The following is a 12,940-nucleotide window of genomic DNA, read 5'->3' on the forward strand; positions in this document are numbered from 1 at the left end:
GAAAATGCGCATACACAAGGCGCAGGTCAAGCACCCCAACCGATATTTCTGATTAAATTCGCCCATAATGGGTAAAAAAGGAGTGCAGAGCACGATGTTGAGCGTCCCGGAAGCGCGCGAACGGATTCTGGACGGGGTGTTTCCCCTCCCTGCCGAGGTCGTGGCCCTGACCGATGCCTGCGGGCGTGTCAGCGCGGCCCCCGTCATCTCACGGCTGTCCAATCCCCCGGCCGATGTCTCGTCCATGGACGGGTATGCCGTGCGCGCGGCAGACCTGTCGGCACAGGGCACGCGCCTCACCTGCATCGGGTCGGCGCCTGCGGGTCATCCTTTTGCAGGGCAGGTCGGACCAGGGGAATGCGTGCGCATATTCACCGGCGCGGTCGTGCCGACTGGTGCGGATGCGATCCTGATACAGGAAAACGCACAGGCCGAAGGGAAGTCCGTGACCACCACCACCACCCTTGCGTCCGGCACCTATATCCGGCGGAAGGGGCAGGACTTTGCCGAAGGTCAGGACATCATTCCCGCAGGTCGCAGGCTGTCCGCGCGTGACATCGGCCTTGCTGCTGCTGCAAACCATCCCTGGCTGCAGGTAACCCGCCGCCCGCGCGTGGCCATTGCCGCGACAGGGGACGAACTGCTGCTGCCCGGTAGCGGGCTCGGAACGGGACAGATCGCCAACTCCAATACCCCCATGCTGGCCGCCCTGTTGCGTGCGGCGGGCGCCGAACCGGTCATGCTGCCGGTCCTGCGCGATGACATGGCCGACCTTGCCACGCTGGAACGCATGGTTGAAGGGGTGGACATGCTGCTGACCGCGGGCGGCGCCAGTGTGGGCAGCCATGATCTTGTACGGCGTGGGCTGGAACAGGTCGGGCTGAAAACAGATTTTTGGAAAATCGCCATGCGGCCGGGCCGTCCGCTTATGTATGGCCATCTGGGGCGCCTGCCTTTTATCGGCCTGCCGGGCAATCCCGTGGCGGCGTTTGTCTGTTCGGTCGTGTTTGTCCTGCCTGCCCTGCGTCGCATGGCAGGGCTTGCCATGCCGGTCATGCCGCCGGAGCACGCAGTCCTGGGGGCGGATGTGCCGGAAAACGACCGGCGCATGGACCATCTGCGTGCGCGTCTGGACCATGACGGGAACGGGCGGCTGGTGGCCACGCCCTTCCCTGTGCAGGATTCGGCCATGTTGCATGTGCTGGCCGAAAGTGCGGCGCTTGTCCTGCGTGCACCCAATGCGCCACCGGCGAAGGCTGGCGATCCGTGCGAGATCATCCGTATCGACCGCGTTCTGGAATAGGTGTTGGATGCCGGTTGACGGAGCGTGTGGAACCAATATAGAACACGAGACAGGTTTTTGATTTGTTCCATCTCGTTTCGGACCCGGCGACAGCGCCGGCGGCAAAAGGACATGTGGCATGCTCACAAAGAAACAACATGAGCTTTTGCTGTTTATTGACGGCCATCTGCGCAGGACGGGTTTTTCCCCATCGTTTGATGAGATGAAGGATGCGCTGGGCCTGCGCTCCAAATCCGGGATTCACCGCCTGATCTCGGCGCTGGAGGAACGGGGCTTCCTGCACCGCAGGCATCATCGCGCCCGTGCGCTGGAAATCCTGCGCCTGCCTGATATCGATGTGCCGCCCCCGCCTGCCCCGTCCGATTCGCCCACGCCGGTACCGGACAACGTGCCTGCCCCTGCGATACTGGCGGGCGTGGTGGACGTGCCCTTTGTGGGGCGCATCGCCGCCGGCAACCCCATTGAGGCGATTACGCCGGAAACCACCCGCATTACCGTCCCGGCCGACATGCTGGGCAAGGCCAGCCATTATGCACTGGAGGTCACGGGCGATTCCATGCAGGAAGCGGGTATTCTGGATGGTGACATGGTCATCATCCGTGAAGGCGCGCAGGCCAGTGACGGGCAGATCGTCGTCGCCCTGATTGATGGGGAGGAAGTCACGCTCAAGCGCCTGCGGCGTGAAGGCGGCGATATTGCGCTGGTCCCCGCCAACAGCCTGTATGAAACCCGGGTACTGCCGGCCGGCCGGGTCAGTGTACAGGGTACGCTTGCGGGTCTGATCCGCCGTTACTAGGGCACGTCCCGCACCATCTGATCCCATGTGGGCAGTCGGGCGGCCAGTTGCGCTATTGCTTCCGGCCCCATGGGGGCAACTGGTGGGAATTCGGCCAGTATGCGCACCCGACCATGGCGTTCAATGGCGCTGCGCCCGTGAGGTTCGGGTGGACCGTTCAGGATCACACCCGCCACATGCAGCCCCCGCGCGCGCAGTGCCGCAAGGCTGAGCAGCGTATGGTTGATGGTTCCAAGCTGGCTGCGGGCCACCAGCACCACCGGCAGGGCCAGCCGGACCATGAGGTCGATCATCAGGTAATTTTCGGCAATCGGCACAAACACGCCGCCCGCCCCTTCCACAACCAGCGGCCTGTCACCGGCCGTATGGCGTGGCAATGTGATCATGGCGGGGTCAATGCGGGTATGGGCTACGGATGCTGCGTCCTCGGGCGAAAGGGAGGCTCCGAATGTGGCAGCGGGTGGATGGATCCGCGCGGGTTCCAGGCCTGCCAGATGCTGCACGCCCGTGCTGTCGGACGGGGCGTCGTCCGTACCGCTCTGCAAGGGTTTCCAGTATGAGGCGTTCCAGGCACGTACCAGTGCTGCGGATGTCACCGTCTTGCCTACATCCGTATCCGTGCCGGTGACGAACACGCCCGGCCATGCCGCACGGCGGAACAGCCCGTAGCCAACATGGTATGAAACGGCGAACGGACCACCTGTTTCCGCCGCCTCCAACACATGGCGCAACTGTGTGCCCGTCGCGGGGGGATGCTCCACATGCGTGGCTCCGATGGCACGCAGTTCCCGCACGAACGTCAGTGGGGAGGTCGGGGTATCCACAATTTCGGCATCCTGCCACAGCCCTGCGCCACATGCGGGCCATTCGGCCTGTAGCTGGTCTGCACTCGGATACTCCGGCATGGGGCACGTGACCCCTGCCCGTGCATATGCTTCCCGCCATTGCCTGAAGCTGCCCACGCATAGCGTGGTCATCGCCATCAGTCCTCCCGGCGCCAGCAGGTCCGCCAGACCGCGCAGTGTGCGCGTGCGATCCGGGAACCACTGCATGGCCATGCTGGAACAGATCAGGTCAAACGGTCCCTTTACATCCGGGGCTTCGGCATCCATGTGGTGCAGCACCAGCCGCGCGTCATCGGGCATATGCCCGGCCACACGGTCCAGCATGGCGGGCGCTATATCGGTGGCGGTGATATGGGCGGCAGGGAACACCCTGCGGAGCTCCCCGGTCAGGAATCCTGTTCCGCAGCCGACTTCCAGAATGCGCGCGGGCGGCGTATCGGCATGCCGGGAGGCAATGCGGCGTGCCAGTCCGGTTGCGGCAATGCGCTGGATGCGGGCGGCCTGATCATATCCCCGTGCCGCGCCAAAGCGGGTGGCGATGCGGTCCTTGCTGGTCATCATGCGGTTATCCGTCGGGTCATGCCCGTAATGGCCCGGGCGCAGGTGGTGGCATGGGTCAGGGGCAGCAGGTGCCCCCCATCCAGCCATTGGGGAGTGTCCACACCGCTTCCCGGCGTAAAGCAGGCACGGGTCAGGGTCGGGGGCGCAATGGCGTCTTCTGTCCCGGCAATGGCTTGAACCGGGCACGTGGCCTGTTTCAGGTCATTCCTGCAATCCATGTCCATCAGGGCCTGTAGTCCCTGCTCCAGCCGATCGCGTTCAATGTGGGGTGGCAGTGGGGTGTCAATGCCGGCCCGCAGGCGGAAGCTGTGCAGCAGGCCTTCGGGCTCCCGCAGCAGTCCGGCACGCATGCGTTCGATGACGCGCCGTGGAATACCATGGGTGAAGTCCGTTGCCGACCCGAACCGGCTGAAACCGTTTATCAGCACCAGCCCACGACACAGGGGGCCATGATGGCGCAGCAGCCAGAGCGCGCCAAGGGAATGCCCCACGGCAACATAGGGAACCTGTGGCAGGTCCATGGCGGGACGTGGGCCGAAGAAGCCGAAATCCAGACACCGGCTTTGTATCGGGCCAAGGGCGGCACGGATCGTATCCCAGAATGACGGATCGAAGGCCCAGCCGTGCACGAGTACGACGGGCAGCGATGGGGCCTGCATGCTCACGCACTCTCCCGCGCGGCATGGGTGATGGCAGTAGCCAGCTGGTCAATCATGCTGTCGGAATGGGCCGCACTCAGCGCCAGTCGTATGCGACTGCCATTGGGGGGTACTGTGGGGGGACGGATGGCGGTAGCCAGAATGCCACAGGATTCAAGCCGGGCCGCGAACGCCAGCGCGCGTGTCGCCTCCCCCATCATGATCGGTATGATCTGCGTGGTGGACGGGCCGGACGTCAGGCCACACCTTTGAATGACATCGCGGATATGGGTGGCATTGCGCGCAAGCCGTGCCCGCGCGTCGTCCAGTGTGGGCACAAGTTCCAGCGCCGCGTCCATTGCCCCCAGAACCGCGGGTGGCGGGGCAGTCGTGAACACGAACCCCGAACATGCATTGACCAGCCAGTCACATAATGCCCGCGATCCGGCCACATATGCCCCGAAGCTGCCCAGCGCCTTACTGAACGTCCCCATCACCAGATCAATTTCGTGTTCCGCGCACAGCCCGCGTCCCTGCGGGCCAAGTACGCCGGTGGCATGGGCTTCATCAACATAGGTAAACGCGCCATGCCGCCGGGCAATCGCCGCCAGCCGTGCAATGTCGGTGCGGTCGCCATCCATGCTGAACACACTTTCGGTCACGATCACCCGCATGGCGCGATCGTCGCCGGCATGGCGGTCCAGCAGGCTGTCCAGATGGTCCAGGTCGTTATGGCGGAAACGGATCTGCCGCACCCCGGCGGCCATGCAGCCCTGATGCAGGCTGGCATGGTTCAGCCGGTCAGTGAAAACCTGCGGCGGCGCGCCCTGCCCTGCTGCCAGCCGCAGCAGCGCCGACAGGACCGACGCGTTGGTCTGCCATCCGCTGGCTAGGATGACCGCAGCTTCGCACCCCTTGAACGCCGCCAGCCGTGTCTCGACGTGCATATGGCGCGGGATGGTTCCGGTGACCAGACGCGATGCGCCAGACCCGGTGCCATCAAGTCGCAGCCATTCGGAAGCCCGCGCCACCAGTGCAGGATGATGGGACAGGCCCAGATAGTCATTGGATGAGAAATTGACCAGTTCCCGCCCATCGCGGATGACGGTGGCTGCCCCCACATGCTGGACGGGACGCAGCACGCGACGGGTATGCGTATCCGCCATATGGTCGAGCGCGGTCTGGAAAATTGGATCAAAACGGGCCATGAAGCGCATTCTCCTGCCGGAGCATGCTGCCCCGGTCAATCCCGCCCACGCAATATCACGGAGTGGTCGCATGCATGGACCCCAATGGCTGGAACGCGGCATGAAGCATGTCTGGCTGCCTTATGCCCAGATGCAGACAGCCCTTCCCCCCCTGCCTGCCGTCAGCACGCAGGGGCGCACCATTACGCTGGCGGACGGGTCGGAACTGATTGATGGCATCGCATCATGGTGGACGGCCTGCCATGGTTACAACCATCCCCATATCCGCGCCGCCATCAGTGACCAGCTTGGACGTATGCCGCATGTCATGTTCGGTGGTCTGGCCAATGCGCCCGCACTGACACTGGCCAGCCGTCTGGCCGCCATGCTGCCGGGGGATCTGGAGCGGGTTTTCTTTACCGATTCCGGTTCCGTTGCGGTCGAGGTCGCGATGAAAATGGCCATCCAGTACTGGCTGAACCGTGGTCGGACGGGACGGACGAAGCTGGTGGCTTTCCGTGGCGGCTACCATGGCGACACAATGGCCACCATGGCCGTGTGCGATCCGGAGGAAGGCATGCATTCCCTGTATCAGGGTGCGTTACCGGAGCACTTCATCGCCGACCTGCCTGTCGATGCATCCAGCACCCGGGCGCTGGATGCATTACTGGCACAATCGGGCGACAGTATTGCCGCGATTATTGTCGAGCCACTGGTACAGGGCGCAGGCGGCATGCTGTTTCATTCCCCTGATGTGCTGCGCACCCTGCGCATGTTGGCCGACAGGCATGGCGTGTTGCTGATACTGGATGAAATCTTTACCGGCTTTGGTCGCACCGGCAGCATGTTCGCATGTGAACAGGCCGGGATCGTGCCGGATATCATTACCCTGTCGAAGGCACTGACGGCGGGGACGATGGCGCTGGCGGCGACTGTTGCGCGCACGCATGTGTTCGACGCGTTCCTGTCGGATAATCCGATGCATGCGCTCATGCATGGGCCGACCTTCATGGCCAACGCCATGGCCTGCGCCTGCGCCAATGCCTCGCTGGACCTGTTTGAACGAGAGGACTGGCAGGAGCGGGTGGCACGGATCGCACGGCAGATGCGTACGGAGCTGGAACCGTGTCGTAGCCTGCCCCATGTGGTGGACGTGCGCGTGATGGGCGCGATCGGCGTGGTGGAACTGGACCGCATACGTGACATGAATGCCCTGAAGACCGCCCTGATCGGACAGGGGGTCTGGGTGCGGCCATTCCGCCATGTCGTCTATCTGACGCCAGCTTTTAACATAACCGCGTCCGAACTGGGGAAACTGACGGCCGCCATCCGGACCGTGCTGGCGCATCCGGTGTAAGCGGGCCCCGTATCCGCGCTAGGCCATTGGGGACGGATCTGGTATAGAAAAGACATGACTTTTTTTCAGCATCGATCCTGGCGCATGACAAATCATGACAGCAAACGGCAGATCGTGCTGAAGATCCTGTCGGACGGGAAAGCCCGTTCAGTGCGGGAAATTGGTGATCTGTTCCCTGAACTGGGCACCTATCACGCCCGGCTGGCATTGCAGGCGCTGCGTAATCAGGGACTGGTCACGGTGGAAGATGCCCCGGACGCCAGCGATGGGCGCAAGCGCAAGGTCTGGCGTCTGGTTGACACACGTAACCGCGACTGATCCATAATGCCCCGCCCGACCGGGCGGACGGGGCTGTTCCCGTTCAGGACGGGGTGGATTCCAGTTCTTCTTTCTTTTCAACCGGGGGTTTGGCACGGCTGTTCCGGCGTGGCGCGCGGGGCGCACGCGGTGCTGGTGCGGGTGCCGGTTCGCTGGCCACGGTCGGCTGCGGGGCGGTTTCTGCCGGTTCGGCTGCCTGCTGTGGCTGGGGGGCGGCCTGTTCGGCACTGTCGTCGCTGGTGGCGTCAGTGGGCTGGCGATTGTCAGCGGGTCGCTGCTGGCGGGCGGCCATGCGTTCCTGACGTTCCTGCTGGCTCTGCTGTGCCGCCTGCGTCATCGCGTTGAGAATGCGGAAGTAATGTTCGGCATGCTGGAAATAGGCTTCCGCCATCACGCGGTCGCCCGTGCTGCTGGCATCACGACCCAGCTGCAGATATTTCTCAAACAGTTGCTGCGCCGTGCCGCGCACACGCAGGTCAGGCCCGTTGCTGTCGAATACATGGTTGCGGTTTAACGGGATCTGGCCATTGTTATGGCGCACGCTTCCGCCATTGCTGCCGCCCGAACGATTGTGACGACCTCGCATGCGTTTCATGTTCATAAGCTGTCGCAGCACTTTCCTGTTGCCGGTCGCCGGCGCTGCCCTGGACCGTGGGACGATCTGGCCGTCCCGTCTGTTGCCATAGTGGTTGTCCGGTATGATACCGGACACGGATCCCTGCGCATGGCGGAACCATTCCGGTTCATGACGCCAGCTTTTCTGTTTTGCAATCGGGATCGCCCGCGCGGAAACGGAACAGCAAAATGGGTATGGTGTTCGTGTTCCCTGCGCCTTGGCAATATAGCCCGCCTGTTTCTGTCTGCCAAATTATTTTTTCACGACCAGCGCCCGCCCTATTCCCCCCAGATCAGGGCGGATTTCCAGCACATGCAGCCCGCACAGGCGCATGATGGCGGGCACGCTACTATCCTGGCCAATGCCCAGTTCCAGCACCGCAATTCCGCCGGGCGCCAGCAGGTCAGGCAGTATCGCGGCCAGCGCACGATAGGCAACCAGTCCGTCGGCCCCGCCATCCAGTGCGCGCGCCGGTTCGTGGCGCACGACTTCAGGCATGAGCCCGTTCAGATCGGCATGTGGAATATAGGGTGGATTGCTCAGGATCAGGTCGAACGGCCCGGCAATGCCATCGGCCCAGTTGCCGCACAGCATGGCCGCGCGCGCTGCAAGTCTGTTGCGCGCGGCGTTACGTGCTGCAAGGCGCGCGGCATCGGGGTTGATATCGGTGCCCGTTCCCACGGCCTGCGGATATTCCGCCAGTACTGCCAGCAGCAGGCAGCCTGTGCCTGTCCCGATATCCAGCACGCGCAACGGGGCGTTACGGTCCGGAAGATGGTCCAGAACTGCCTCCACCAGTGTTTCCGTATCCGCGCGCGGGATCAGCGTCGCGGGTGAAACCGCGATATCCAGCGACCAGAACCCCGTATGCCCGGTAATATAGGCCATCGGTTCATGGTTCAGGCGGCGGTGCAGGGTCTGCATGAAGGTCGCATGGGCTGCGGGTGGCAGCGTATCGATGCGCAGCAGGCCCGCAAGGTCGGTGTCCGCCGCATGGGCCGCCAGAAGCCGGGCCTCGCGCTGGGGGGCGTCAACTCCGGCGGTGCGCAGGCAGGCGGTGGCTTCAGACAGAAGATGGCGTAAATTTGCGGGCGCCTGCGTCATGGCATCTTTCATCGTGGCTGATTTCCGTCATACTGGGGCATCATGCAACTGCCTGCCTTTCCATTGCGCCTGACACACATCCTCATGGCCACCTTGGTGTGCGCCAGCTTTGCCACGCCCGCCCTCGCGGGGTCGTTCGATGTCGAGGACGGGTACGGTGATGGAGAAGTCTCCGAGATTTCGCGTCTGTACGTCGATGAACAGCTCGTCGCGACTTTCCGTCTTGATCATGACCATACCAGCCAGACCGCCCATGTGGAGACAGCAGTCAGCCGTGTAAACCACAGCTACGCCCTGTGTGGCGAGATTACGATCCGCCGTCCCGGGGGCAGGATCGAAATCCATCAGGTCAGTGGCGAAGGTGTGCTGCATGAACCCGATGGCCACCATCTTGTTGCCCTTGGCGCGCGGAATTTTACAGAATTCTATCTGGCTGATCCGGATGACCCGAATGTGGTCGAACGCCATCCCGGCCGCAGCAGCCTATGTGCCGCGCCAACATCGTAAGGGCGTTCAGTTGTCATCCGCCGCAAGAAGTGCAGCCTGCTCTTCCTGCGTCAGCGCATCGACGAATTCATCCAGTTCCCCTGCCATGACCCGGTCAATCTTGTACAGCGTCAGCCCGATGCGGTGATCGGTGACGCGCCCTTGCGGGAAATTGTAGGTACGGATGCGTTCCGAGCGGTCGCCCGTGCCAACCTGCGCGCGGCGATCGGCGGCGCGGGTTTCGTGGGCTGCGGCGCGATTGCGTTCATACAGGCGCGCGCGCAGGATCTTCATCGCCTTGGCTCGGTTCTTGTGCTGGCTTTTTTCTTCCTGCATCGCCACGACGATGTTGGTGGGCAGATGGGTGATGCGCACCGCGCTTTCGGTTTTATTGACGTGCTGCCCCCCTGCCCCGGATGCCCGGTAGACATCGATGCGCAGGTCTGTTTCATTCACCTCCACATCCACTTCTTCCGCCTCGGGCAGGACGGCGACTGTCACGGTGGAGGTGTGGATGCGGCCCTGGCTTTCGGTCGCGGGGACGCGCTGGACACGATGCACGCCGGATTCGTATTTCAGCCGCGCGAACACGCCGCGTCCGGTAATGCTTGCGATCCCTTCGCGCAGGCCACCAAGTTCGGACTGGTCATATTCCAGCACCTCGAACCGCCAGCCGCGCTGGTCGGCATATCGCTGGTACGCGCCAAACAGTTCCGCCGCGAACAGTCCGGCTTCATCCCCGCCCGCTGCGGGACGAATTTCCAGAATGGCGCTGCGTTCGTCCGCCTCGTCACGGGGCAGCATGGCAAGGCGGATGTCATGACGCAGTTCGGGTATCTGCCTGCGCAGTGTCTCCAGTTCGGCTTCTGCCAGTTCCTTCAGTTCGGGATCGGCCAGCATCTGGGTTGCGTCATGTTCAGCCTGTTCCGCCGTGCGCAGCGCGCTGACGCGGGCGACGATCGGCTCCAGTTCCGCGTATTCGCGTGAGGCCTGGCTGAAATCAGCCCCCGACATCCCTTCCGCCAGAAGGGCCTGCAGTTCCTCGCAGCGGGCGACAATACGGTCCAGACGGTCGTCAAACTTTGCCACGATCAGGCCTTTTTGGGTGTTCCGGACAGAAGGAAGCCCGCCACGCCATCCATCGGCACTTCGGTCTGCTGCCCGCTGTCCAGATCCTTGACCTGCACCACGCCGCGCGCAATCTCCTCGCTGCCAATCACGATGGCATGGGTGGCGTTCATGCGGTTGGCGCGCTCCATCCGGCGCTTCATGTTGCCGCGATAGGATGTTTCGGCCCGCACGCCGGCCCCACGCACCGCCTGCAGGACGGTTATGGCCGCTGCCTGCGCATCCGCTCCCATGGGAATGATGGCAACCGGGCGCGGGTCGGCGGGAATGTCTTCAAGCAGCATGGACAGGCGTTCGATCCCGCCAGCCCAGCCGATCGCGGGGGTTTTCGGGCCACCCATTTCGGCCACCAGCCCGTCATACCGGCCACCAGCCAGTACGGTACCCTGCGCCCCAAGGCGCTCGGTCACGAATTCAAAGGCGGTATGCCCGTAATAATCCAGCCCGCGGACGATGCGCGGGTTTTCACGGAAGCGCACGCCCATCACATCCAGCGTCCGGCGCAGGTCATCCCAGAATGCCAGCGCGTCCGGCGTCAGGAAATCGGCGATCATCGGGGCATCGGCCAGCAATGCGCGGTCCTGCGCCGCCTTGCTGTCCAGGATACGCAGCGGATTGCGGTCCAGCCGGGTCTGGCTGTCGGGTGACAGGTCGGCGCGATGGTCGCTGAAATAGGCGATCAGGGCGGTGCGCCACGCATCGCGGCTGGCCATGTCGCCCAGTGTATTGAGTTCAAGCACCACGTCATGCGCAATGCCAAGTCCCTGCAGCACGTCACGCCCCATGGCGATGACTTCGGCATCGGCCAGTGGTTCGGCGGCGCCAAGCAGTTCCGCCCCGATCTGGTGGAACTGGCGGTACCGTCCCTTCTGCGGGCGTTCATAGCGGAACATCGGCCCGGCATAGAACACCTTCTGCGGCAGGGACTGCGTCAGCCCGTTGGTGACCAGCGCACGACAGATGGCGGCCGTGCCCTCGGGGCGCAGGGTCAGGGATTCACCGCCCCGGTCCTCGAAGGTGTACATTTCCTTGGAGACGACATCAGATGTATCGCCCAGCGAGCGTGAAAAGACCCGTGTATCTTCAAAAACCGGGGTCGCCCATTCGTCAAACCCGTACAGGCTGACAATTCGGCGCGCGGTTTCCACAACATGGTTGAAACGCCTGCGGTCCTCCCCAATCAGGTCATGGGTGCCACGAACGGGTTGTAAGCTGCTCACTACGCGATATTCCTGCATTCAATCCGGCCCTGTCCGCATATGGGCCGCCGGTCAGGCCGCGCGCCATTTACGGCGCGCGGCGTATCATTCAGTCCGTGGTGGACATGCTGGCCTCACGGGCCATTTCTTCAGCCGGAGTGTTGTTGGCGTCGGCTGCTTCCAGCGTGGCCACCTTCTTTTCGACCAGATCGACAATGTGCTCGATCATGTCGCCAGCCGGCATGGTGTGGTCCTGCTTGCCTGCGGAATAGACCATGTGACGGCCCGAACCGCCGCCGGTCACGCCGATATCGGTCATCAGCGCCTCACCAGGGCCGTTGACCACGCAGCCGATGATCGACAGCGTCATGGGCGTCTTGATGTGCGCCAGCCGGTCTTCCAGCGTCTGCACGGTCTGGATCACGTTGAAGCCCTGACGCGCGCAGGATGGACAGGAAATGATCTTCACGCCACGGTGGCGCAGGCCAAGCGACTTCAGGATATCCCAGCCGACCAGCACTTCCTCTTCCGGCTCTGCCGACAGGGAAACGCGCATGGTGTCACCCACGCCTGCCCACAGCAGGTTGCCCAGCCCGATGGAGGATTTGACCGTGCCGGCGCGCTTGCTGCCCGCTTCGGTAATGCCGATATGCAGCGGGTGGTCGCATACATCGGCCAGCTGCTGGTAGGCCGCGACCGCCATGAATACGTCCGATGCCTTCACGCTGATCTTGAATTCATGGAAATCATGATCTTCAAGGATCTTGGCGTGTTCCAGCGCACTTTCCACCAGCGCGTCGGGGTTCGGCTCGCCATATTTTTCCAGCAGGTGCTTTTCCAGCGAGCCGGCATTGACGCCGATGCGGATGGAACAGTTGTGGTCCTTCGCCGCGTTCACGACCTCGCGCACGCGCTCGGCGCTGCCGATGTTGCCAGGGTTGATGCGCAGGCAGGCCGCACCGGCCTTTGCGGCCTCGATGGCACGTTTGTAGTGGAAGTGGATGTCCGCCACGATGGGGACGTTCACTTCGCGCACGATTTCGGCCAGCGCCTTCGTGCTTTCCTCATCGGGGCAGGAAACGCGCACGATATCCACGCCCGCCAGTTCGGCACGGCGGATCTGTGCAATCGTGGCCTCGGCGTCCGTGGTCAGGGTGTTGGTCATGGTCTGGACCGAAACCGGGGCGTCACCACCGACCGGCACGTTGCCGACATGGATCTGCCGCGACTTGCGGCGCTCGATGTGCTGATAAGGACGATAGCTGCTCATTATGTGCCCTCCAGATAAGGCGGCGGTTTGTGCTCCGGCCCGCCGTGGCGGGGCGTGGCACAGCCCGTGGATCTGTTACATGCCGGTTTCCGGCATGGTGACCCTCAGGGGACCATGCCGTATGGAGACCAT

General features: G+C 63.4%; 13 protein-coding genes. 5 read left to right on the forward strand and 8 right to left on the reverse strand.

Features of this window, described 5'->3' with window-relative positions; all coding sequences use genetic code 11:
- Positions 1-94: 94 nt before the first annotated feature.
- Positions 95-1,303: a molybdopterin molybdotransferase MoeA gene (locus HNO79_RS06225; RefSeq protein WP_214164928.1), complete on the forward strand. Its 1,209-nt coding sequence runs from the start codon at positions 95-97 to the stop codon at positions 1,301-1,303.
- A 118-nt stretch (positions 1,304-1,421) separates the two neighbouring features.
- Positions 1,422-2,099, forward strand: a complete 678-nt coding sequence (lexA, locus tag HNO79_RS06230; protein WP_214164927.1) for a transcriptional repressor LexA — start codon at positions 1,422-1,424, stop codon at positions 2,097-2,099.
- On the opposite strand, the gene bioD is transcribed toward lexA, so the two are convergent.
- From bioD to HNO79_RS06245, 3 genes are read right to left on the reverse strand one after another with little or no spacing between them, the layout of a single operon-like run.
- On the reverse strand, positions 2,096-3,502 hold the full coding sequence (gene bioD / locus HNO79_RS06235; RefSeq protein WP_214164968.1) for a dethiobiotin synthase: 1,407 nt from the start codon (positions 3,500-3,502) through the stop codon (positions 2,096-2,098). The two genes, lexA and bioD, sit on opposite strands and share 4 nt — an antisense overlap.
- A complete protein-coding gene (locus tag HNO79_RS06240; protein WP_214164967.1) occupies positions 3,502-4,164 on the reverse strand; it encodes an alpha/beta fold hydrolase in 663 nt (220 codons plus the stop codon). Before HNO79_RS06240 ends, bioD begins: the two co-directional genes overlap by 1 nt.
- A gap of 2 nt (positions 4,165-4,166) precedes the next feature.
- Positions 4,167-5,360: an aminotransferase class I/II-fold pyridoxal phosphate-dependent enzyme gene (locus HNO79_RS06245; protein WP_214164966.1), complete on the reverse strand. Its 1,194-nt coding sequence runs from the start codon at positions 5,358-5,360 to the stop codon at positions 4,167-4,169.
- 61 nt (positions 5,361-5,421) lie between these two features.
- Between HNO79_RS06245 and HNO79_RS06250 the strand changes: the two genes are divergently transcribed.
- Both HNO79_RS06250 and HNO79_RS06255 read left to right on the forward strand, forming a co-directional pair.
- Positions 5,422-6,687, forward strand: coding sequence for an adenosylmethionine--8-amino-7-oxononanoate transaminase (locus tag HNO79_RS06250; RefSeq protein ID WP_214164926.1), 1,266 nt, complete (start codon positions 5,422-5,424; stop codon positions 6,685-6,687).
- Positions 6,688-6,741: 54 nt separating this feature from the next.
- Entirely contained in the window at positions 6,742-7,005 is a 264-nt protein-coding gene (locus tag HNO79_RS06255) for a hypothetical protein (protein ID WP_010513463.1), read from the forward strand.
- Between the two features lie 43 nt (positions 7,006-7,048).
- Here HNO79_RS06255 and HNO79_RS06260 read toward each other — a convergent pair whose 3' ends face one another.
- Both HNO79_RS06260 and prmC read right to left on the reverse strand, forming a co-directional pair.
- Complete coding sequence (locus HNO79_RS06260) at positions 7,049-7,606, reverse strand: DUF4167 domain-containing protein (RefSeq protein WP_048856357.1); 558 nt, start codon at positions 7,604-7,606, stop codon at positions 7,049-7,051.
- Positions 7,607-7,873: 267 nt separating this feature from the next.
- Positions 7,874-8,737, reverse strand: coding sequence for a peptide chain release factor N(5)-glutamine methyltransferase (gene prmC, locus HNO79_RS06265; RefSeq protein WP_214164925.1), 864 nt, complete (start codon positions 8,735-8,737; stop codon positions 7,874-7,876).
- Positions 8,738-8,767: 30 nt separating this feature from the next.
- Here prmC and HNO79_RS06270 point away from each other — a divergent pair, with 30 nt between their 5' ends.
- Entirely contained in the window at positions 8,768-9,232 is a 465-nt protein-coding gene (locus HNO79_RS06270; RefSeq protein ID WP_214164924.1) for a hypothetical protein, read from the forward strand.
- 6 nt (positions 9,233-9,238) lie between these two features.
- Here the strand turns inward: HNO79_RS06270 and prfA are convergent, their stop codons facing one another.
- From prfA to ispG, 3 genes are all read right to left on the reverse strand, one after another.
- Complete coding sequence (prfA, locus tag HNO79_RS06275) at positions 9,239-10,300, reverse strand: peptide chain release factor 1 (protein ID WP_214164923.1); 1,062 nt, start codon at positions 10,298-10,300, stop codon at positions 9,239-9,241.
- A 2-nt stretch (positions 10,301-10,302) separates the two neighbouring features.
- Complete coding sequence (hisS, locus tag HNO79_RS06280) at positions 10,303-11,559, reverse strand: histidine--tRNA ligase (RefSeq protein ID WP_048856353.1); 1,257 nt, start codon at positions 11,557-11,559, stop codon at positions 10,303-10,305.
- Between the two features lie 88 nt (positions 11,560-11,647).
- Positions 11,648-12,808 (reverse strand): flavodoxin-dependent (E)-4-hydroxy-3-methylbut-2-enyl-diphosphate synthase, encoded by a 1,161-nt coding sequence (gene ispG, locus HNO79_RS06285; RefSeq protein ID WP_010513457.1) that lies wholly within the window; start codon positions 12,806-12,808, stop codon positions 11,648-11,650.
- Between the last annotated feature and the right edge of the window lie 132 nt (positions 12,809-12,940).

The organism is Komagataeibacter oboediens, from assembly GCF_018491655.1.
Lineage (GTDB): Bacteria > Pseudomonadota > Alphaproteobacteria > Acetobacterales > Acetobacteraceae > Komagataeibacter > Komagataeibacter oboediens.